Below are 22,067 nucleotides of genomic sequence, written 5' to 3'. Positions count from 1 at the left end.
TCGTATGACCGCCATCCCACTGCGTATTCGAATCCGTTCCGCGATCGCTCGCGTCGTGCGGCGGAAGATGATTCGTCGGAAGGACGATTTTCTGCAGTTGGCGAAGCAGTCATGCCGCGATGTGCAGCGCAAGACTCTGGCCGGGCTGCTGCAGTTGAACGCCGACAGCCGGTACTCTCAATCGCTGGGCCTGAACGCTGACTTGTCCGTGCCGCAGTTCCGTCAGCGGCATCCTGTTGCGGACTACGAAAATTTCCGTTCGGCCATCGACGAAATGAAGCAGGGCGATCATCGAGCGTTATTGGGTCAGAAGAATCCGTTGCTGATGTATGCCGTCACCAGCGGCACGACGGCGAAGTCCAAGTTGATCCCCGTCACGCGCAGATTCGTCGACGACTACCGACGCGGCTGGCAACATTGGGGCATGGGGGTGTTTCAGTCGCACCCGAAATTGTCGCAGCGACGCATGGTGCAGATCAGCAGTTCGCACGACCGCCAACGAACGGCCGACGGCATTCCCTGCGGAAACATCAGCGGTCTTGCGTCGTCGATGCAGAAACGGATCGTACAAAAACTGTACAGCGTGCCAGTCGCCACGGCGGGCCTGCTGAACGCCGAAATTAAACGCCGTGCGATCGCCACGTTTGCTCTGGCCGACCCGTGGGTTGGTATGTTCATCACGGCCAATCCGTCGACGTTGCTGCAACTTTTGGCTCAAGCGAACGAATCGGCCGAACCGATCATTCGCGATATCCACGATGGCCAGTTGCGTTGCTTGGATCCGTCAGACGCGGTGTTCGGAACGCTGTCTCAGCGCATGACTGCCAACCCCACACGCGCACAAGAACTGCACAGCATCATGGAACGGCATGGCGAACTGAAGCCGACCGAATGCTGGCCGAAAATGGTGTGTCTGGGAGTCTGGACAGGCGGCAGCGCGGCGGCCTACCTGCCGCAATTGCGAACCGCGTTTCCCAACATCCCGATCCGGGACCACGGTCTGCATGCCAGCGAAGGTCGCATGACGATTCCGTTTGAAGACAACACGGCCGCCGGCGTGCTGGACATCGAATCGCATTTCTTCGAATTCATTCCTGTCGCCGAGGCCACTTCGACTCAGCCGGTCGTTCTGGATTCGCACGAATTACAGGACGGCGGCGAGTACTTCATTTTGCTGACAACGGCGTCCGGGCTGTATCGCTACAACATGTTCGACGTCGTCCGCTGCACGGGTTTCTTCGGCACCACACCGATACTGGAGTTCCTGCACAAGGGAGCTCACATATCCAGCATCACGGGCGAAAAGATCACGGAATCGCAGGTGGTGGCGGCCGTCCAAACAGCTGGCGGCAACGTTGCTATCGAAGTGCGGCAATTTACGCTCACCCCCGCCTGGGGCGAACCGCCGGGTTATTGTTTGTATGTCGCAGCCGCGAACGGGCAAACGCTTGTTGATGATCAGTTGCGCCGAGTGGCGGAATCTGTTGATGCGGAACTGCGGCGTCTTAATTGCGAATACGAAGAAAAACGAGCCACCTCACGGCTGCATCCGATGAAGTGCGAAGCGCTTCCTGAAGGCGATTGGCAACGGTACGCGGAACGGCGTCTCGCACGATCCGGTGGCAGCCCCGAACAATACAAACATCCGTGTCTCGTTCCCGACAGCCGCTTCGAAGGCGTGTTCATGAAGGACTGCCGACCGTCGGTGCAGTAAAACCAGCCGCATTCATCTGCAACCCCTACCGCGACTTGTCGTGGGAGGGGTCGATCAAGCGCAGCGAGATCGGGGGAGGGCTGATCACGTTGTTGCCAGTCACAAAGTGGCCATGAGACACCAAGCCGTGCTTCCAGCGTGCCGAGCCCCCCTCCCGGAATTTACTTCGCTCGCCCGACCTCCGCTGAGCTTCGCCGCGGAGAGGTGTAGGTCACCACCCGCCACGATCAGAGATCGTCACGTTGCATGCAGCAAGCCGAGAATTCCGAGGCCGTAGAAACTGTATTCCACGTCGGCCTGCTGATCCCAACTGGCTCCTCGAAAACCGCCGGTCGGCAGTTCAATCTGCGAAGTCAGCCACTGCAGAATTCGATCGGGCTTGATGATGTCGCGGCGGCCGAGATCGTGCCCCGTTAACAGTCCGGTGAAGGTCGATAAGCCGTCTGCAAAGGGAATGCGAGTGTTCGCCTGAAAGCCGCCTTCGGTGCTGACGACGTCGGTTAGAAAGCCCTGCACATCGTCGGCGATGTCGTCATCCATTCCGCCCAGACTGTGCAGCAACGCGACCGCTGCAGCCGTTGGATTAGTCCCGCTGCGGCGCATAGGAGCGATCTCAACAAACCCGCCGTCGTCGCGTTGTCGGTCGTACAGAAACTGAATCAGCCGGTTCGGCTTTGGCGGCGTTTGTCCAATCAGTTCGTAAGTCAGCGACACCATGAACGAATGATACGTACTGCCCGCCGAACCTTCGGTGCTTTTCGCGTATCCGCCATCGGCAACTCGAGTCGCTTCCAGCTTCTCTGCGACCTTTTCCGCGAAGTCACGAGGTGCATCTGCGAGCAGGTCTTCCCCGCCCCCCGCTTGCACCACCAACGCACTGTACAGCCAGCTCAGCAAATCAATCACTCCCAAATCCAGCGGCTGATGCTTTTTCAAATAGTTGACGACGCCATTGTTGACGTCGTCTTGCAGCCCACCGGAAACCGCTAGGGCTCGCACCGCAAAACCTGTGTAATAGAGGTCCGAATCGCCTTCTCGCCCCCGAAATCCGCCGTCGGGCATGCGTTGAGTCAGCAGGAAATCACGATGCCGCTGCAAACGCGACGGATCAAGTTCTTTCAGGCCCCGAGCAACTCGATCAGCCAGACGAAACAGGTACATGTTTGGGAAGGTTCTTAGGTTTTGCGGGAGCTAATGCCAGCTATCTTCGAAAATGCGATGATCCACTGTCAGCCTGCGTGCGTACTGCATTTGTACACACCACGAATTAGGATTGTCCACGCCATGCGTTTGTCGCCGGCGACTGCACACAGCATATCTGATTGCTCATGAAGTGGCTAAAGACAATTTTTACGGGCGGGCTGACTCAGCAGGAAGATCCGGGCCTGGCCGCAGTTCTGATGGGGCTTGCCACGCGATGCTTTTGGACACTGTTGGTGAATAGCTTTGTCACGTCGTCAGCGTTTTGCGTGTTCAGCCACCGCTGGGACGCTGCGTCGCGGTCAGCAGTGGCCGACGGCATTGATGCGGCAGCTCAGGATATTGTGGGCAGTGAAAAAGCTCGCGTAACACGAATGCTGCCACCCGAACAGGCGGAGTTCTGGCTGGAAGCCGTCAGCCGTTTGGAAGCGCGTGGTGATCTGACAGCGTCAGAAGCGATGGGTGCCGCATTATTGTTGGATGGGCCGGGCTTCGGCTATTTATCCGCCTGGACCAGTAAGTTCCTTCTGCAACAGGGATCAGATGCCCTGAGCGAAGAACGAGCGAAGCTGACGCACGAATTTTGGGACAAGTGTTCGGCCAAATGCACTGAGCTGGCGAGCCAGGCGACGGACGCTGAACCGAACAACAGGGAACTATGGCGTCTCCGGGCGATGCTGCTGTTTCCTGCGTGCTTCAGCACCGACGGTGGCGAAGTGCGAGACACAAACTGGCTGAACATCCTGCATGAGGCCAGGAAGCATGACCCAGATAATGCTCTTTACGACTACTTGGCCGCTGCGCAGTGCTGGAGGAAATCTGCGGAGAAAGTGTACTACTCGGATTTTCTCGGAGCCTACGAAGTAATTTCTGATCAAGCGACTTATGACGCTGGGTGCCGTCACTTTTACAGGGGACAGGAACTCCGTGAATTGAAATTTCCCAACCAGCATCGACCGTTGCAACTTCAACTTCAGGTCGCACGAACGCAGCAGGCGACAGGCGAAGCATCGCGGTGTGCCAGTGAAGACCGCATCCAATGGCATGTGGATGCAATTTGCAGGAAACTGCGAGACCATCTGGAACTTGAAACCACCAGGGTGCGACGGGAAGGAAACGCAGACTTCGCAGCTCATATCGTTGAGCAACAATTGAGACTGGCCGAACAGATTAGCGACCAACAAAGCGGCTTCTTTCCTCGCCTATATCGAAGGGGCGTGTTCGCACAGGGACACCAGACACTGCTACAACTGGAACAAAGCACGCCCGAACTTACTGCCAGCCACACTCCGCTAACGCGATACGACGTCAATTTTCGCATCAGTCGTCAACGTGGGCTGGATCAGGAAATCGGGACTCGCGTGATGGCGAGATTCGATCTAAATCCGGATGAAAGGGACGACGGAACACGCCTGTCCGCCATCTGCAAGATCTTACTTTACGGTGTCGGTTGCCTTGTCATTGCGACGGCGATTTGGCTGTTCGGAAGACGCTTCCAGCTTTCGGAGGGTGTCGCATTCGGTTGGCGATATCCAGTGGTTTTCGGCGGGGCATTTGTTGTCTCTGTAGTGTTCCAGGCGTTGATTCCGGCTGGAGTCTTACGTGGGGAGATCGCTGGCTGGACAATTAACGTGGTCGGTGGAATCTGCCTGGTGACGATCGTTGTGCTGCTGATTCGACGTTGGTACTTCCGCCCGCAGAAAACCGCACCTGTGCGAAAACGGATCTTCATTCCCGCCGTCCTGGTGCTGGGATCTCTATATGCAATGGTATTGCAGCATTTCAGTGCCACTGTCGCATGGGAGAGCGCTCAGCCAGGAAATCCATGGGCAATGCCACCACTGCAACTACCGCAAATTCCCGTGTGGGCCAAAGCCGTTTTCCTGTGGACTCAGAATCGAGGGACTGAGTGCTCTTTACTCGCCGGATTTCTGATCTCCTCGCTGTGGATTGTGCTGCGATTGCGCAATAAGCAACCGAATGCGTCTGACAGAACGCGGGGAAAGCAAATCGGCCGGTTCATCCTGTGCTGGTGCCGTCCAACTCTGGCGACAGGGTTAGGACTCTGCACGATCGCGTTTCTAAGTCTCCCGGCGGCCGTCAGCTTTGCCACCAACTGGGAAGCCTACCGCGTGGCGTACTGTTCGCCAGAAACGATGCAGCGTCTACACAACGAATGCCGTGAGGAAGTGCTCAGCGATATTGGCACGATGCAGAAGATAGCCGTTGACGCCGATGCGTATGCAACCAGCCTGCAACCAGATAATGAAGCGTTCTATCTCACGGAGCCCGTTCTGAATGAAGAAGCCGAGGGTGCCGACTATGCAGGCGGTGAATGAATGTGGCTTTTGATCCGCAACTGTAGATCCACATTTCCCGCAGTTCACTACGAATTCATACGTTGGTTTGAATATCCAAAAATCCGAGCGATTGACTCGGGATGCGTGCCCGGAGGTCCAGGTTGGGGCAATCACAGATGCTTGTGGCTCTGGGCACGCCGGATTCGCCACAGGGCGTCAGCCCCGGTTTCGTACTGACAAAGTCCAACAACTGGGGCTAGCGCTGGTCTGTTAAAAAACTGGTATTGCGTGGCTTATTGGTTTGCGCAACTTTTGTTCCGCCGGGCAGCGGATGTTTCACTGTGTTTTTCGCCCGGAGGGCGGCAGCACGTAGCCTCGGGCGTCAGCCCGAGGTTGTCGCCCGAGGTTGTCGCCCGACGTACAAACAAGCCCCGGAGGGGCGGCAGCGAAAGGAAGAACAGAACACCGCTGTCACCCCTTCGGGGCTTGCTCAAATTCATGGCTCGTGACCTTGGGCTCACGCCCAAGGCTACGTGCTGCCGCCCTTCCGGGCTAAGGCCAGAACAAAAACTCCAGACACAGTCCATCGGAAAACACCTGTCAACCCCGAATTTTTAGCAGACCACGCTAGCGCCCTGCGGCTAATGAAATTTCGAAGTAGGCCAGCGGTTTTCAGTGCGACATTCTCGTTCCGGGTGTCAGCTAAGGCATGCAGTTGCCGTGCCGCCACGGTAAGATGCTTGAGCAGTTTGTCGCCGTTCGTGTCATGAAACGCGGCGCTGCTCACACGAAAACGTTGATTTGGCTGAGAACAAAACAATGCAGGGGAAGAATCCAGTCCACGCAATGCTCGGCGTCTTCGTATGGCTGGCGGCGGCGTCGGTGACGTGTGGAGACGAGGTTTCGTTCTCTCACGATGTGCTGCCTGTGCTGTCGGATCGCTGTTTTCATTGCCATGGGCCTGACGAAGAAAATCGTGAAGCGGATTTGCGGCTGGATTTAGAATCTGCTGCGAAAGCAGACCGCGACGGGATTCCCGCGATTGTTCCCGGAAAACCGGAAGACAGCGAACTCTGGCGGCGTATCACTTCCGACGACGAAGATCAGCTGATGCCGCCGGGGGACTCACACCGCAAACCGCTGAGTGCCAAAGAACGCGAGGCGATTCGGCAGTGGATTCTTCGTGGTGCCAAATGGGGGAAGCACTGGTCGTTTGAATCGCTGACTCGGCCGGACGTTCCCGTCGGTCAGGCCAATCCCATCGATGCGTTCGTGACGGACCGACTTCACGCCGAAGGCTTGACGCTTTCAGAATCGGCGCGGCCTGAGACTCTATTGCGCCGTCTTTCTTTCGATCTGACCGGCATGGCGCCGAGTTTGGAAACGCTACAGCGGTCTTCAGAGAACTCGGGGAACGACGCGTGGCAGGCTGAGATCGATCGGTTGTTGGAGTCGCCTGATTACGCTGAACGGTTGGCAATGTGGTGGCTGGATGCGGCCCGCTATTCGGATTCTGATGGGTTCCAGCAGGATCAAACCAGGCAAAACTGGCCATGGCGTGATTGGGTGATCGAACAGTTTCGTGTGAACAAACCATTCGACGAATTCACCATCGAACAGTTCGCTGGCGACCTGCTTCCAAACGCGACGGACGAGCAGAAACTGGCGACGTGCTTTCATCGCAATCACATGACGAATGGCGAAGGCGGTCGCGATCCGGAAGAATCTAGGATTGATTATGTGATTGACCGGGTGAACACGACGGGCACGGTTTGGCTGGGACTGACGTTGGGATGCACGCAATGTCACACGCACAAATTCGATCCGATTTCGCATCACGATTACTATTCGATGTTCGCCTTCTTCAACAGTATCGACGAAGACGGCAAGGCCGGGATGCGAGCAAAGCCGTACTTGAAATTTCAATCTCCGCTTGTCGACGAACGCGTCCAGGAAATGCAGGCGTTCGCCAATAAGTGCAAAGTTCAGGAAGTCGCTGAGCGTCAAGCTGCTGAGCACCGTTTTGAAAATTGGTTGGCGAGTTTTCTGTCCGATCCGCCCAAAGACTATCGCATCTGGCGGACGCCGCCTCCGAGCGTTTCCAGCAGTGATGGCACAGACTTTTCCGTCGATGCCGACCACATTGTTCAGACCCACGGCAAGGCACCAACGCAGGATGATTATCGCGTTGTGCTGCAGGTTCCGGATGAGATGCCACGCGTTACCGGGTGGCGGCTGGAAGTGTTCCCGCACGAGTCTCATGAGGGCGGCAGGTTTACTCGTGATGGCAACGGCGAATTCACGCTAACCAATGTGCGAGTTCTTGCGCGACGTGAAGGTAGTCCGTCGGAAACACAACTCGAATTATCGGGCGCAACGGCAGACATCGAACGCGACACAAAACACAAAAGCGAGTGGGATGCCCGTTACGGGCGCATCAAGGACACGCTGAATGATGACGCTCGCGACGGTTGGTCAACGATTGGAGTCGATGCCATTCAACCGCATGTGGGCGTGTTTGAATTGACCGAACCGTGGCACGTTCAACCGGGCGACCGACTGGTGATTGTCTTACGGCATCGATCGACACACGGCCACGCCAACATCGGACGCTTTCGGATTTCACTGGCCGCCGAACGAGGCGAAGCTGTCCGGCGAGTCGATGGCGTTTCACCCATTGCAGAACTGGCGAGTATCGCAGGCTCTTCGCTGGCTGACGCAGCCTCACCTAACGAAGGTACACCGCTCGATAAAAAATTGCCCGACGAATTACGAGCGAGGCTACTCGATCAGTTTCTCCTCGACGACAACGCCTATCAGCAGGCGTCGCGGCGTCTTCAAGCTGCCAACAAACAACTTGCGGAACTGAAGTCGCAACAGAGTCCGCGAAACGTCATGGTGCTGGCCGAACGTAAGGAACGTCGGGAAACTCACGTGTTGCTACGCGGTGTCTGGGATGCGAAGGGGGATGTTGTCGAGCGAGCTGTTATTACGAGTGTCCTGAAGTGGCCCAAAGATCGGACGCAAACGCGGCTGGACCTGGCTCGCTGGCTTGTCGATACTGACAACCCGTTGACGGCTCGTGTTGTCGTTAATCACCTCTGGCAGCTTATGTTCGGGCAGGGATTGGTGCGGACGCCAGGCGAATTCGGGTTACAGGGCGAACTGCCAACACATCCAAAACTGCTGGACTGGTTGGCCGTTGAGCTAATCGAAAACGACTGGGACCTGCAGCACATTCTCCGGCTGATTGCGACCAGCCGAACATATCGGCAAAGCAGCGACGCCACGCCCGAGCTGATTCTGCGAGATCCGGAAAACCGACTGCTCGCGCGTGCTCCGCGGTTTCGCCTGCCGGCATGGATGATTCGCGACAATGCGCTGCAAGTTTCAGGTTTACTGAACAGCGCAATCGGTGGTCCGCCCGTACGTCCGTATCAACCCGAAGGTGTTTGGTCCGAAATCACGATGGGACGATTCGACTACCAACCCAGCGTTGGACCGGCGCAGTATCGCCGAACAGTCTACGGATTCTGGCGTCGCTCGGTCGCACCGACATTCCTGTTTGATAGTGCTCAACGCCGAGTGTGCGAAGTGGGAGTCCGACGCACCAACACGCCGCTACATGCCCTCACGTTGATGAACGACACAACAATGCTGGAAGCGTCGCGAGCACTTGCTGACCTCGCCGTTGGTGACGGTGGCAATGCTACGGCCTCACTCGATTCTTCAGACGCCTCGGCGGCAGAAACGATGCAGTCGCTAGCTGTCCGAGTGCTGTCGCGACGCCTGAATGATTCGGAGTTGGAAAGACTGCACGCCGTCTGGTCGCGTGCTCGAACATATTACGAAGACAACCCGGCGGAAGCCGTTCATTACACGACGATCGGACAACAATCTCCACCGTCGCGTGAACAGGCACCGAACACGGCCGCGTGGATGGCGGTGTCCAGCCTGTTGCTGAACCTTGATGAGGCGATTACACGTGAATAGTTCTCAAATGCAACTTCGACGACGCAGCTTTCTGCAGCAGGGAGGCCTGAACTTCGGCGCCCTTGCCGCCGGGACGTTGCTGGGTGACGAACTTGCTTCTGCCGAATTGAAGCATTCGTTACCACATTTTGCTCCACAGGCAAAACGCGTAATCTTTCTCACGCAGTCTGGTGGTCCGTCTCAAATCGAACTGTTTGACCATAAGCCGGGCTTGCAGAAGCTCGCCGGCACTGAACTTCCGGCCAGCGTTCGTCAGGGACAGCGACTCACCGGAATGACGGCTGGCAAACAACAGTTAATCATGCCATCGGTCGCGAAGTTCAAACAGCACGGACAGAGTGGAACGATGATTGGTGAATGGTTGCCGCACATCGGTTCCATCGCGGACGAGATCTGCCTTGTCAAGTCGATGGTGACTGATCAAATCAACCACGCGCCGGCGATGACCAAATTTCTGACGGGGCATCAGCTTGCCGGACGGCCCAGCTTTGGCTGTTGGGCGAGTTACGGTTTGGGCAGCGTCAATCGCAACCTGCCGGATTACGTCGTGCTGCTTTCCCGCATGAAACGCGGCAGCGATCAGCCGCTGTACGATCACTATTGGGGCAGTGGTTTTCTGCCGTCCAGGCACCAGGGCGTGAAGCTCCGCAACGCGAAAGATCCTGTGCTGTATTTGAACGATCCCGATGGATTCCCGCGTGAACTGCGGCGGGAGATGCTGGACGGTTTAGCTTCGATCAACCGGCAGAAATACGAGCAAACCTTCGACCCGGAAATTGAAACTCGCATCCAGCAGTATGAGATGGCGTTTCGCATGCAGACCAGCATTCCGGACCTGACCGACCTCAGCGATGAACCGGAATCAACGTTTGATCTGTACGGCCCGGATTCGCGACGCCCCGGCAGTTATGCGGCTAACTGCATTCTGGCTCGTCGCCTTGCCGAACGAAACGTGCGTTTCATCCAGTTGTTCCACCCGGACTGGGATCACCATTCTCGTCTGAGTTCGTGGTGCGTTTCGCGATGCGTGGACACCGACCAGGCCAGCGCCGCGCTGGTGAAGGATCTGAAACAACGCGGACTGCTGGAAGATACTCTTGTCATTTGGGGCGGCGAATTCGGGCGCGGTGTCGCCGGACAGGGCGATTGGAAGTCACCACAGGCCGGACGCGACCATCATCCTCGCTGCTTCACTGTTTGGATGGCTGGGGCGGGAATAAAGCCCGGCTTTAGTTACGGAGCTACCGATGACTTCAGCTATAACGCCGTCGAAAACCCCGTCCATGTTCGCGACCTGCATGCCACCGCACTGCACCAATTGGGCGTCGATCACGAACGATTCACTCATCGCTATCAGGGTCTCGACTTTAAACTCACTGGTGTCGAATCTGCCCGCGTTGTCCACGAGATCCTGACATGAATTCCATACGTACGCTTACGTTGTGCTGCTGTTTCGGGCTCGTGCCTTCGCTTGACGCGAATGAACCACTCGACGTCTGGCCGGACCTTGCACCGGGCGAGACCACTCGAAAATTGGGCACGGCACAGCCTGCGCGTCCCAATGAAAATCCGCCTGTTACCCGAGTCGTGAACATTACGCGACCCACCATTTCGGTCCATCTGGCGCCGAAACCCAACGGCGCAGCAGTAGTTATTCTGCCCGGCGGCGGGTTTGGCAAAGTTGTCCCGGACAAAGAAGGCACCGAAGCGGCGTCGTGGCTAAACGAGCAAGGATTCACGGCGTTTGTACTCAGCTACCGCACCAAACAGGGCGACGACGTCGGTTGGGAACGCCCACTTCAGGATGCTCAGCGCACCTTGGCACTGGTACGTCGCCGGGCGGGCGAATGGAAGTTGACGCCGGATCGCATCGGGCTGCTGGGGTTCTCTGCGGGCGGACAAGTTGCCGCGCGTTTGTTAAGCGATGGGGGACGTCTGAGTTATCAGCCCGTTGATGCGGTCGACAAGGTTTCTCACCGGCCCGATTTCGCAATGCTGATTTATCCCTGGAACATGTACGACGCCAAACGCGGGGATCTGGTCGAGGGTGTGTCAGTCGCTGAGAACTGCCCACCGACGTTTCTTGTTCACACTGATGACGATCGATCGTCCTCACTGGGCGCCGTGCTGTTTTATGCCGGGCTTAAGAAGTCAGGCATACCCGGCGAATTGCACGTGTATGGAAACGGAGGCCACGGGTACGGCTTGAGGTCGGTCGATGGATCAGAAATCTCGACCTGGCCCGGCCACGCGGCTCACTGGTTAGGCCGCTGGCTGAAGAAACAGTGACAGGCTGGCATCCTCAACGCGACCACGCGGACCACCTTGAAGACCTCAAGACAGCCCCACCGTGCGTTGCCTGCTGATGTTGGCGAAGAAAGGAGCAGGTGGCGTTACGGTTCGGCTGACTGGAACAGGACATACGCCAGCAGGTCAAGAAGCTCGTCACGCTCCAGGTGATTGACCATTCCGCGGGGCATGGATGACACTTTGGACAGCATTCGTTCCTCGATGTCCTTCTTGGCGATCGCGACTGAATCGTTGAATGTGCCGGTCGACCGCAGCACAACGGCGTCGTCGGTTTCAGTTTCGATACGCCCCTGCACCGCGCGACCATCGACGGTAATCAAAATCGTGTCGGCGTATTTGTCGTCAATCTTTGCCGACGGCTCGAGGATCGACTCAAGAATTTCTGCTGGCTTTTTGCGATCGGCAATACCAATCAGGTTGGGACCAATGCCGCCCTTGCCATCGCCTAAACGATGACACTGGCCGCACCCCGACGACTTGAACACATCCGCGCCGCGTTTGAGTGAACGACCATCGGCTGACTGCGGGACATGATCCTGCAGATCGGCAATTTTCCAGTCTTTCACAAATTTGTGGTCGGACTCCATGGACGCGATCCAGTCAGTCAGCAGCCTGACAGCCCGCTGGTCAACCTGCCTTGAGACCAGCGGAGGCATCTGACCACGGCCTCGACGACTAATCCTGGCAAGCATCACAGATTGATCCGGTTCACCCGGCGCGATGATTCTGGGGCGAGCGAAACCGAACGTGGCATGTTGCGGAAATTCCGAAATGACATGCATAGCGTCAAGTGACTTGTCGAATGACAGCAGGATCCTCGCGTTCCCTCCACCAGCGTTCACATGGCAGTGGGAACAGTTAGCGTGCAGCCATGACCGGGCGCGTGCTTCAAGCGGTTCTGCAGCATCATATGGGTCGACCGTGTGGCCGATTGTGCTGAGGTCGTCCGGCTGCTTGACGAATAATCCAATGTGGGCAAACGTGCTCAATTGGTTGGCTGACACGCTTTCGTAGTTGTGGTCGCGATTAAGTTGCACTGCCGTTAATCCCAGCAGAAAGTTGGCTTGGCGCGTGTGACACGAACTGCATTCGGTGCGCGACGGAATTCGCCAGGGCTGACTGCGCAAATCCTCGCCATCTGTGACGTTAATTTCTATGTCTTTGCCTTCACTCTCGACGAGTGTGGCCTCGGTCTGCTCGGGGTTCCATTGGTATGAGTAGCCCGCCCATTCGTTTTGCTGTCTCGTCAACAGACGCGTTTCGATTCGCCGAGCGTTCTCACCAGTGCCCAGCGTAAGCGTTTGAACCAGCACCGTGCCGTTGGAACACGTAAACCCATTGTTGGCGGCCCAGGTCATTTGACCATCGCCGGGTATCGCAAGAAATCGCTGCGCAGTGGCTCCATCGTGCCACGCTGGAGTATTTACCGAATAAGGGATAACGCCCGCCGCCATCCGATGCTCAGGCACCGATGCAAACAGACCGGTTTCGCTAAGCGTGTGTGGAAAAGCAGATTCGTCAAACGGCTTGAGGCTGTCGGGATTGACGACCAGCCGATAAATGCCTCCCGAGTAGTCGACGACCAGCAGGTTGCCTCGATGTGAATTAGAAAACCCAGCGATGCGCAGCGCGCTGTCGGCGATTTCCTGATGCCAGGTCAGCTGCTTCCCATCGTGTCGCGCCGCCCAGATTTTTCCTGTGTCGTAATCGCCGTAGATGTAGGCTCCGTTCAGATCCGCCAGCTGCTCACCGGTATACACAACGCCACCGGTCATCGACCGGGCAACAGTGTGATGGTGTTCGATTGTGGGATCGGTGAGCTGGCCGGGACCGAGTTCACGATTGGGATAAAACGGGTGGCTCCCTTCGTAAACGCTCCAGCCATAATTTTCACCCGGTTGAACAAGATGAACGGTTTCCCAAAGATCCTGTCCGTTGTTGCCGACCCACTGTTGACCGTTGGCGCGGTCGATCGTAATTCGCCACGGGTTTCGCAAACCGATGGCCCAAAGTTCCGGTCGAGCGTTGGGCACATTCAGAAACGGATTGTCTGGCGGCACAGAATAAGGCTTATCCTTGTCGGGACGGTCGACGTCGATGCGCAAAACACTTCCCAGCAGATTCGTGACATCCTGTGCGGACGTCCATTCGTCAGAATCGCTCGTCCCATCGCCGGTGGCCGTGTATAGCATGCCATCGGTTCCGAACGCCAGGTCACCCCCATCGTGACCGTTCGACCGCCACTCAAGAATGACGACTTCAGACGCCGGATCGCATTCGCCATCGGCAATCGTAAAACGCGAAATGCGGTTCTTTCTGAGACGTGGCTCCTCACGCGGACCGTTCGAATAGACAAACAGGAACCCGTTTTGTTGGTAGTTCGGATGAAACTCCAGACCATAGACCAGTCGATCTTCCACTTCGAGTAACAGCCTCGTGTCCGCAACGTTCGGTTCATCGCTGATGCGCAGGATTTTCGCCGGCCTGTCTTTTTCGCCGCCCTGCTGAATGACGAACAGGTCATTGGTTCCAGGTTCGGGCTTGATGTACAGCGGGCGATCCCACTGAATGTCTACAAAAATCGGTTCCACAACAAACGGTGGCGGTGGTGCGGGAGAACCGACAACTCGCGATGTGGTGAACGGCGTGCGAGCCTTCATGCCGAAAGCGGGCTGGGCGGCCGGTTCGTCGGCAAAAGTGAAGGCACTCACTTGTAGCGTGGCAGCGGCAAGTACCAGAACCAGGGCCGGACGAAATCGATGAACGTTCATGTCAACGGTCCTTTTTCGCTTTCCACTTGTAGGCCGTGACGGAATTCTTCCAGAAGTACTTTTCCTGCACCTCTCGCGGCTTGTCAGCAAAGTACTCTTTCACGATGCCCACGACCTCATCCAGCGAAGCCACTCCGTCACTGTTCGGCCAGTCGCTGCCGAAGATAATTCGGTCGTCACCGAACACGTCGATCAATCGGTCCAGCCGCGGACGATGCACCTCCAGATCTTTGACGACCTTACCTGCGATGCGATGAATCACGGCCGACAGTTTGACGAAGACATTCTTTCGACTGTGCAGAACTTTCAGAACGTTATCGTACGCCGCCAATGTATCCGCCGTCGGTTCCAGCCCCGGCAGGTGATCGATGATGATGCGCAAATCCGGAACGCTGTGGTTAAGCTGCACGACAGCTTCCAGCAACGGCACCGTCGGGTTGGCAATGTCCAGCGACAGGTCAAGGTCGGACAGCAAACGCATACCCTTCATAAACGCATCGTCGCTGACCATCTTCGTGAGATCATAGCCCCACAGGTTGCCATGCCGAATGCCTCGATACAGCGGATTCTTTGCGTGGCGAACGAGCAATTCGGGGAAGTCCGGCTTCTCCGGCCGCAGATTGCCAACCAGCCCGAGCATCATGTCGTCCGACTGCATGACCTGCAGCGCCCACAGGTTGTCTTCGACCCACGGACTGGCTTCGACCTTGATGGCGCCCGTGATTCCCAGGGGAACGGCCAGTTTTCGATAGTCAGCGGGCAGTGAAATGGTGGGCGAACTGCCACCCGGACCAACGTACGGAGCGCCTTGGGGACGCGAGCCGTCAAACAGATGGATGTGCGAATCAATGATCGGAACCGGTTCCACTTTCGCTTCCGCTCCCCATGCGGCAGACTCCGACACCGCTGCCGTTCCCAGAGCAACCGTGGTCAAAACAAATCCGCGTCGCGTCACTCGTTCCAAAGTCAAGTCGGCCAAGTGTGAAGATGTTTGGCCCACTGTACCGATCACATCCGGTTGTTTAGAACGTGTCATTGATTGCCCGTTCGTGTCATTGATGATTCGCGAGTATCAGGAATTCCTCTCAGAGATCCTGATCGAATTCGTTTCGTCCAGAATACGCAATCACCACGCCCTGCGGAAGCGACCGAACGGTGAGGCACACCGCACGGGTGCGCGTCGGGGAATGCTGTCCTGATTCATCCCAGCGGCGGCAACGCGACGTGACCTTCCTGAACCCTCCGCGCTGTGCACGGGTCGCGCTGTGCGGGGGTCTCCCGACCGCGCACACCAATTCTTTCACCCGCGTCCCACGCCATCGCCCGCCGAGGCGTCTCGGCCTCAGACGGCGCGAATCGAGGCGCTGATGACCTGGCTCCAGGGAGATTTTCTTCGTTGATCGCACGCTCTCGATCCCCAGGAATGGCCAGATATTCGCACTCGACTACGACGGGACAGTCCATGCTATGCCTGTGGACGACTTAGATCTTTCACCTACCGAATCTCAAATGATCCTCCGTGTGTCGTATCCAGAACCACTTCCGCCCAGCCCAAATTGTGATCAAATCTCAGGCAAACTTCACGCCATCAAACAGCGTGAGAAGCAGAGATCCTTGCACATTCTGCTGCGGCAACAGAAAAAAGACACGGCAAAATAGTAACAGCATGCGGCCAAGTTACGGTCGGTGCGTTTTCATATGGGGCATCAATTGTCGCAACCCGCTGATGCTAAGCGGTATGCGATAACAGTCATAAATGGAATTCCACGATTTGAAGTGTTTTCCCCCTGCGTCACCGCGAACGCCAGTTCGCTTCATAATGACCGATCACCAATCTCTCGATGACATTAGTTCTCTACTTCTCACATATCCCGGCGTAACTTCAGCCGCCGTCTTCTCCGTGCCTGATCGACAACAGGTTCACGTTCGCTTCCGCTGCAATGATGCGACATCCCTGAAGTCAATTGCCGCCTCAACAGTATGGTCCACCGTGTTAATCACTATCGTAAACCCAAAAAAGGAATCTGTGCCGAGCAAAGAGGCGTTACTGGCCTACCCTGTAACATCAAAATACCTGGCAATAATTCGCGAGTTCCGACACATCCCCAGCGATTCGGCGTCTATATTTCGGCCGACTTAGCGGATCATGGGCTTATTCCAGAAGACAAGCTGACGGAATTGCACAGTCAAAGGAACGCACGGCTGAAAAACCGCAAACCACGGCCACCGGTCGCATGACAACATTATGCAGCTGAGTTGTGGTCGGCCAGCACTCACATCGATCATCAACCGCTACCTGGTTACGCGAAGCGTTACGTCGCAAGGAGCTCAATAATGTGGCTTCAGATACTCGCCTGTTGCCAACTTCTGGCGTGCCAGGTCAATATCGCCTCGAAAGATCTCTCTGACGACGCATCTGTACTGACGGTCGAGCAGCAGATGACGATAGACAAATTCAAGGCGCTTGGCGCAGAGATCAACTACCTGAAAAAGTTTCCCGGCGAAGCTGGTGAGCGCGTCCTGTACCTCGATGCCAACGCGTCAACGGCGATACACGACAAACACCTTGCCTTGTTGCGGCACCTTCCGAAACTTGAACTTCTTGACTTGCACGGAACGCGCATTACCGACGCCGGGCTCAAACACCTAAAAACCATGCCTTCCCTCGAAACGCTAAATCTGAGTTTCACGAAAACTACAGACTGTGGTCTTGCTCACCTTAGTACGCTTCAGTCGCTGTCTTTTCTCTACCTTGACGGAACACGAATCACTGATGCTGGCTTGAAGCATCTCGCTAAACTGAAGGGGGTTCAAAACATGAGCCTCTCCGAGACCAAGGTCACTTCGGCAGGTGCAGCAATGCTCGCAAAGGCGCTTCCGAGCATCGACCACGACGTTACCAAGCTGACGCTTTATGTTGATCACGGCGAAAGAATCCACCGTCTCAAGGAACGCTCAAAGTGGATCGGAACAGTGCATTTCCTCGGTGGAGGAGTAATTGACGACAAAGACCTTGCGCAAGTTGCACACATCCCAGACCTCGAAACGCTCATCGTGGCAGACAGCCTGGTTTCTGATCAAGGACTTGCTACCTTGAGTAAACTTAGCGCACTTCAGTACCTCGATATTGGAAGCTCCCACGTGCGTGGCCCAGGTCTGCAACATCTACACGGTTTGACCCATCTCAAGTCTCTTCATATTTCTGGCAATCGAATTGCCGTTGAGTACATCGAATCACTGGAACTCAAATTGCCGAAATGCCGAATCCACAGATAGTGGAGTTCGAATACGGCGACATAACCAAAAGATGCATCCGAAGTGCCACCGTGATTTCTCCCATAGCACGCCAGTCGCGGCAACCGGCTGGTCTTGGTCGTTCGCCCATGGAAAACCGAACCATCTTGTTTGCTTATCTGGCATGCTGGTGTGTCTACCTGATCGCCGGGTACGTGTGGGGCCATTGCAGGCGACTCCACCTTGGCGCGGTGACAGTATCCCATCTTGTTCCCTCAGCAGTTGCCATTATTATGATCTACGTCTTCCTGATAGGCCGTGGAGCGACTGTTGCCCAGTTTGTCGCTGGATCGGAATCCGGAATGAACATGTGGTCCTTATGGTTTGGCCTCTGGCCAATTCTCCTCATTGCGACAGCGGCATCGGGTTTTATCAACCTGGTTTTGACGATCGTAGCCTGTGTGAAGAAGTCTCAGCGAAAATGGATTCCAGCGACCTTTGCCGCACTCCTGATGTCGGTGTTTGCATTCTTTACAGTTGGTGCCAATTTCCCAGATGCCTGAGAAACGGAGACAGAGCGAATAATGCGGTGAACCCGAACGGTGGATCGGGCGTGTTCTGAAATCGAAATTACCTGGCCGCTGCCGGGGTTAAGCTAAGCGTTCGCTGTCAAGTGTTAAAGGAGTGACACCATGCCTCGTCCAACACTTGCGATCTGTTGTATGTGCCTTGCCGTGGTCACGTGTTCCAGTGCGATGACCCAGGGAGTCTTAGCCTCTGAGGAGACTTTGTAAGGAAACGAATTATTGACTCGTCTCGTCGGCTATTGGGGCTGCGGAGAACATAAGAAGGCCCCTTGCTTCATTCGTCAAAAATGCCAGTGGATTCTGAATGTGAAGTACCCAAATAGCTCCTCATCACACTGAGAGCGCTCATGCTGCGATTGGATACTTGACTGTTGTTTTGACTTCAAAGAATCTTTGAGTGTCGAACCATTCATAGACGTGCTCGACGAGTTCTTCGATGCCTTCGCATTTGTAGTTGCGAGTGATGACTTCGTGCCTATGCCACCAGACTCGTTCGATGGGGTTTGTTTACGGTGCATAAGCGTGGTAGCTGTCCATTTCCGCGTGGTGCGCAGCGTGAGGTGTGGTGTTCAGTTGGCGGGGACGAGTTTGGACAGTCGCGACTGACCGGGCGGCGCGGAGGTCAGGCCGACTTCAAGTTTCAGTCGATCAAACAGACTGAATCCATCCTGCTGCCACGTCATGACCTCGGCCACCACGGAACTGAGCGTTGGTGTTTTCAGATGGAGATTCAGCGATTCCAGGACGCTTGTAAGAATGCTGCGGCGACGGGCTCCCTTCGATGTTTTGCTCGTTCGACCTGTGCGACGGTCCATGGCCGCGCCGCGAAGACTGCGTTCCGCTTCGTTGTTCGTTGCTGGCGCGGCCGGGCTTGTCACAAAACAAAACAACTCCTCTTCCGTCATCAGCCGAATCAGTTCTGAGACCAGGTTGTCAAAATCCTTGCCGAAGTCGGCCGCCCGAACATCGGAATCCTCGGCGCAGTAACGCACCAGCAGAGCCGCCAGCGTGTTATCAAGTTCATCGACCTTCGCCGCACGACCGGCATCGCCAAGACGACCATCGGCGGCGTGGCGTTTGGCCGCGTAGAAAATTTCCAGCAGGCCGTCGAGCAGTCGCTGGTACTCTTCGTTGTCCGGCTTCAGCAGCGTCAGACGGATGGCCTTCCGCAGCAGGTGAGCCCAGCATTTCTGTGCGTGACTGAAACCTCGGTACACGGCCGCATCGTCCGAAACAAGCACGCCTCCAAACAATTCTTTCGACAGGATCTGAGCCAGTGTGTCGCCGTCTTTGCGGCATCCGAAGATCAGCACGCGCGCCTTCTCCGACAAAAAAGCCCACACGCTGTTGATACTCCAACTGGTTTCGTCTGCATGCACAATCGCACTGAACGCCATCAGGTCACACAGAGATTCGAATTCCTGTTCCCAACGCCGTGCCAGTTGATTCAACAGAGCGTCCGCCTGGGATTTGCCGAGCGGCAGATTCCAGAAGAATTCAATCAATGCACACGTCTTGTCGATCGACAGTCCCGTGATGGTCACAATGCGAGCCAGCGCGATATGAACTTCAATGCCGAATTCGGACCGCGGCCACACGCCCGGAATTTCGGATTTCTCGCCGTTGGGGCCGTGATAGATTTCATAGACGACCTGCACGGCTTGGCCGTTGATCACTCTCCAGACGAAACGTTCCCGAACGAAACGGCACTCTGCGACGTTGTAACCTTCCGGCAGAATGAGTTCGCGTCGTTCGGCGTTGTCCGCTTTCTGCTCGGTTGTGCGACGACCGCGACGCGCCGAGGATTGTTTTTTGCGACCTTTTCGGCGGCCCGTTTCAGCGCGGCGTCTCTCTTCCGCCGTCACCGAAAACGCCTCGTCGAGTCGCTCTGTGGGGTTCTTACCTTCGAGCTCTTCAATCCGATCACGCAGCCGCCGGTTCTCGTCCCGCAGCTCCGCAACCTCACGCTGCAGGCTAAGCACAAGCTGCTTCACTTCCACAGCGATGATCTGACTGACATCCGTGTCCATCCACCTGTCGTATCAAAATCTAACCGACAGAAAAAGACCAGTCTCCAAGCTGAAATGGACAGCTACATAAGCGGGCAAAAAATGAATCGTGTTTCGGTGTCTCCAGCGATAAAGGTATTCGCACACAACCCGACTGGAATCGAACGATGCGTTGTCACAGATCACGTGGATGTGTCGATAGCCCCGGATTTGTCGCGGCCGCAAACTGGTTGCTCATCACGCGGAGCGATGACGCCTACAAGGGTGGAAATGCGTCAATTCCGAACAGAGTAACTTTGAGGGGAAGATGCCGCATGTATGAATTTCCTCCCGACCAGACCAACTGGTGGCCACTGCTTATGTTCTTGTTCGCGATTACCGTTGCCGTATCGATTGCGATTTTTCGGGCAGGGTGGGCCGTACTCTGGGAATTCACGTTCGCTGTAGTCACCGGGGTGTTCCTTATAATCGTGGTCATGACCTTGTCCCCAGTCGGCCTGATAAGAATCGACAGCTTCACATTCGCGTTCCTGCTGATTGCTTTGCCATCGTCCGTGTGCCTTCATATCCGAGCCGTCTATCGCGAACGTGGATACGGCAAAGGTGTGGTCGTCGGCGCTATCGGTGGCTGGGCGACCCTTCTGGTCACAATTGTTGGTTTGACAATTGCAACCACCGAAGGAGCTCGTGAACCCGCAAGACGTACTCAGTGCAAATACAACCTGAAACAGATTGCACTCGGATTCCACAAGTACCACGACGCAAACAAACCCTGAGGTGGTACAGGTTTCAGGGACACGTGAATCTCTTATTCTGAGTCCGTAGAAAGGACCTCAGGATGTCTCGGAAGAAAAAAACATCAGTCAAGAAATCGTCTCGCCGTCAGTACACGGATGAGTTCAAAGAAGAAGCCGTGCAGCTGCTTCTGGATGGGTACACGGCTCCTCAGGTTGTGGACCGGTTGGGCATTTCAAACGTCAACGTTTTGTATCGCTGGAAACAGGAGCAGCTGGAACAAAGTGGTCCAGTGGCAAGCTCTTTGGAGGCTAAGGTCAAGGACCTCGAAGCCGATCTGCGGCGTGTCGAACGTGAGAGGGACATACTAAAAAAAGCGTTGGCTATTTTCGGCCGCAACGAATAGCTGACGTCTATGCGGCCGTTGAAGCGATTGTTCAGGAAGGTCATGGAAACGTGGCCGAAGTCTGTCGTCATCTCGGTGTGAACCGAACTTCGTTTTATGCCTGGCAGACTGCTGAGCCCACGATCTTTGAAGAACAGGATGCTCAACTGGCTCCGTTGATAAGAGTCATCTTTAAGCGTCACCGCCGCCGCTACGGGGCTCGTCGCATTGCCGAAGACCTCAAGGAAATGGGACTTCTCTGTGATCGCAGGAAGGTCTCGAATGTCATGAAAGCCCTTAAATTAAAGGCAATTCAGCCGAAGTCGTTCGTTCCAAAAACGACAGACAGCCGTCATCGACTGGGCTATTCGCCGAACCTGTTGCTCGATGCGGACGCCCCAACAACGATCAATCAAATTTGGGTTGGAGACATTACCTACATCCCGCTGACTGACGGGACGTTTTGCTACATGGCGATGCTGATGGATCTGTTTTCCCGGCGGATCGTTGGTTGGCATCTGGATAACAACATGACGGAACAGCTGGTCCTCAAAGCACTGCGTTCGAGCATCAAAGAACGACAGCCTGACGTTGGATTGATTCACCACACGGATCGAGGCGGCCAGTACGCTGGCAATGAATACCGATCAATTCTTCGTCGGGCAGCAATCACACAAAGCATGAGCCGTGCTGACAACTGTTATGACAACGCATCCATGGAAAGCTGCTTCGGAACGATCAAGAACGAACTCGAAATGACCGATTACCAAAGCAAGGCAGAGGCAAGAAGAGAGATGTCAAAATACGTCCGCTACTACAACTGTGTTTC

Annotated in this window: 13 protein-coding genes and 1 pseudogene; 10 read left to right on the top strand and 4 right to left on the bottom strand. The window is 55.8% G+C overall.

All coding sequences use genetic code 11. The annotated features are described in order from the left end of the window. Positions 1-4: 4 nt before the first annotated feature. Positions 5-1,714 carry a GH3 auxin-responsive promoter family protein gene (locus Fuma_RS05640; RefSeq protein ID WP_077023281.1) on the top strand — a complete coding sequence of 570 codons (1,710 nt, stop codon included), beginning with the start codon at positions 5-7 and terminating at the stop codon, positions 1,712-1,714. Between the two features lie 237 nt (positions 1,715-1,951). On the opposite strand, the gene Fuma_RS05635 is transcribed toward Fuma_RS05640, so the two are convergent. Beyond that, the gene (locus Fuma_RS05635; RefSeq protein WP_077023280.1) at positions 1,952-2,875 is read right to left on the bottom strand and encodes a prenyltransferase/squalene oxidase repeat-containing protein; all 924 of its coding nucleotides are present in this window, start codon (positions 2,873-2,875) and stop codon (positions 1,952-1,954) included. Between the two features lie 167 nt (positions 2,876-3,042). On the opposite strand from Fuma_RS05635, the gene Fuma_RS05630 reads away from it, so the two are divergent. The 4 genes from Fuma_RS05630 to Fuma_RS05610 all read left to right on the top strand — a co-directional run bounded on the left by Fuma_RS05630 (position 3,043) and on the right by Fuma_RS05610 (position 11,496). Then, positions 3,043-5,253, top strand: a complete 2,211-nt coding sequence (locus tag Fuma_RS05630) for an ABC transporter permease family protein (protein WP_077023279.1) — start codon at positions 3,043-3,045, stop codon at positions 5,251-5,253. A 780-nt stretch (positions 5,254-6,033) separates the two neighbouring features. After that, positions 6,034-9,207: a PSD1 and planctomycete cytochrome C domain-containing protein gene (locus tag Fuma_RS05620; RefSeq protein WP_077023277.1), complete on the top strand. Its 3,174-nt coding sequence runs from the start codon at positions 6,034-6,036 to the stop codon at positions 9,205-9,207. Between the two features lie 7 nt (positions 9,208-9,214). Beyond that, the gene (locus tag Fuma_RS05615) at positions 9,215-10,627 is read left to right on the top strand and encodes a DUF1501 domain-containing protein (protein ID WP_414655202.1); all 1,413 of its coding nucleotides are present in this window, start codon (positions 9,215-9,217) and stop codon (positions 10,625-10,627) included. After that, entirely contained in the window at positions 10,624-11,496 is an 873-nt protein-coding gene (locus Fuma_RS05610) for an alpha/beta hydrolase (RefSeq protein ID WP_077023275.1), read from the top strand. The genes Fuma_RS05615 and Fuma_RS05610 overlap by 4 nt, the downstream gene beginning before the upstream one ends. 104 nt (positions 11,497-11,600) lie before the next feature. On the opposite strand, the gene Fuma_RS05605 is transcribed toward Fuma_RS05610, so the two are convergent. Continuing rightward, positions 11,601-14,288 carry a PQQ-dependent sugar dehydrogenase gene (locus Fuma_RS05605; protein WP_077023274.1) on the bottom strand — a complete coding sequence of 896 codons (2,688 nt, stop codon included), beginning with the start codon at positions 14,286-14,288 and terminating at the stop codon, positions 11,601-11,603. A gap of 1 nt (position 14,289) precedes the next feature. Beyond that, positions 14,290-15,324, bottom strand: a complete 1,035-nt coding sequence (locus Fuma_RS05600; protein WP_077023273.1) for an amidohydrolase family protein — start codon at positions 15,322-15,324, stop codon at positions 14,290-14,292. A gap of 1,298 nt (positions 15,325-16,622) precedes the next feature. Between Fuma_RS05600 and Fuma_RS05595 the strand changes: the two genes are divergently transcribed. Next, positions 16,623-17,564: a leucine-rich repeat domain-containing protein gene (locus tag Fuma_RS05595; RefSeq protein ID WP_077023272.1), complete on the top strand. Its 942-nt coding sequence runs from the start codon at positions 16,623-16,625 to the stop codon at positions 17,562-17,564. A 50-nt stretch (positions 17,565-17,614) separates the two neighbouring features. Next, positions 17,615-18,085 carry a hypothetical protein gene (locus Fuma_RS05590; protein WP_145944002.1) on the top strand — a complete coding sequence of 157 codons (471 nt, stop codon included), beginning with the start codon at positions 17,615-17,617 and terminating at the stop codon, positions 18,083-18,085. 593 nt (positions 18,086-18,678) lie between these two features. On the opposite strand, the gene Fuma_RS05585 is transcribed toward Fuma_RS05590, so the two are convergent. Continuing rightward, positions 18,679-20,139 (bottom strand): IS66 family transposase, encoded by a 1,461-nt coding sequence (locus Fuma_RS05585; protein ID WP_077022387.1) that lies wholly within the window; start codon positions 20,137-20,139, stop codon positions 18,679-18,681. Between the two features lie 293 nt (positions 20,140-20,432). On the opposite strand from Fuma_RS05585, the gene Fuma_RS36555 reads away from it, so the two are divergent. The 3 genes and pseudogenes from Fuma_RS36555 to Fuma_RS36750 form a co-directional block, all read left to right on the top strand. Continuing rightward, a complete protein-coding gene (locus tag Fuma_RS36555; RefSeq protein WP_077023270.1) occupies positions 20,433-20,894 on the top strand; it encodes a DUF1559 family PulG-like putative transporter in 462 nt (153 codons plus the stop codon). Positions 20,895-20,956: 62 nt separating this feature from the next. After that, a complete protein-coding gene (locus Fuma_RS05575) occupies positions 20,957-21,259 on the top strand; it encodes a transposase (RefSeq protein WP_077023269.1) in 303 nt (100 codons plus the stop codon). Next, a pseudogene (locus Fuma_RS36750) lies at positions 21,256-21,999 on the top strand (IS3 family transposase); the annotation flags it as partial. The gene Fuma_RS05575 and the pseudogene Fuma_RS36750, both read left to right, overlap by 4 nt. Positions 22,000-22,067 lie beyond the last annotated feature (68 nt).

Origin of the sequence: Fuerstiella marisgermanici, from assembly GCF_001983935.1 — a bacterium.
In the GTDB taxonomy this organism is placed as follows: domain Bacteria; phylum Planctomycetota; class Planctomycetia; order Planctomycetales; family Planctomycetaceae; genus Fuerstiella; species Fuerstiella marisgermanici.
The sequence above is the reverse complement of the archived record's forward strand: the minus strand, read 5'-3'. Positions and strand labels throughout refer to the sequence as shown.

What these genes read in the sequence shown, in the direction of transcription:
- Fuma_RS05640 (WP_077023281.1), top strand. Translation starts at nt 5, where the DNA reads ATGACCGCCATCCCACTGCGTATTCGAATCCGTTCCGCGATCGCTCGC.
- Fuma_RS05635 (WP_077023280.1), bottom strand. Translation starts at nt 2,875, where the DNA reads ATGTACCTGTTTCGTCTGGCTGATCGAGTTGCTCGGGGCCTGAAAGAA.
- Fuma_RS05630 (WP_077023279.1), top strand. Translation starts at nt 3,043, where the DNA reads ATGAAGTGGCTAAAGACAATTTTTACGGGCGGGCTGACTCAGCAGGAA.
- Fuma_RS05620 (WP_077023277.1), top strand. Translation starts at nt 6,034, where the DNA reads ATGCAGGGGAAGAATCCAGTCCACGCAATGCTCGGCGTCTTCGTATGG.
- Fuma_RS05615 (WP_414655202.1), top strand. Translation starts at nt 9,215, where the DNA reads ATGCAACTTCGACGACGCAGCTTTCTGCAGCAGGGAGGCCTGAACTTC.
- Fuma_RS05610 (WP_077023275.1), top strand. Translation starts at nt 10,624, where the DNA reads ATGAATTCCATACGTACGCTTACGTTGTGCTGCTGTTTCGGGCTCGTG.
- Fuma_RS05605 (WP_077023274.1), bottom strand. Translation starts at nt 14,288, where the DNA reads ATGAACGTTCATCGATTTCGTCCGGCCCTGGTTCTGGTACTTGCCGCT.
- Fuma_RS05600 (WP_077023273.1), bottom strand. Translation starts at nt 15,324, where the DNA reads ATGACACGTTCTAAACAACCGGATGTGATCGGTACAGTGGGCCAAACA.
- Fuma_RS05595 (WP_077023272.1), top strand. Translation starts at nt 16,623, where the DNA reads ATGTGGCTTCAGATACTCGCCTGTTGCCAACTTCTGGCGTGCCAGGTC.
- Fuma_RS05585 (WP_077022387.1), bottom strand. Translation starts at nt 20,139, where the DNA reads ATGGACACGGATGTCAGTCAGATCATCGCTGTGGAAGTGAAGCAGCTT.
- Fuma_RS36555 (WP_077023270.1), top strand. Translation starts at nt 20,433, where the DNA reads ATGTATGAATTTCCTCCCGACCAGACCAACTGGTGGCCACTGCTTATG.
- Fuma_RS05575 (WP_077023269.1), top strand. Translation starts at nt 20,957, where the DNA reads ATGTCTCGGAAGAAAAAAACATCAGTCAAGAAATCGTCTCGCCGTCAG.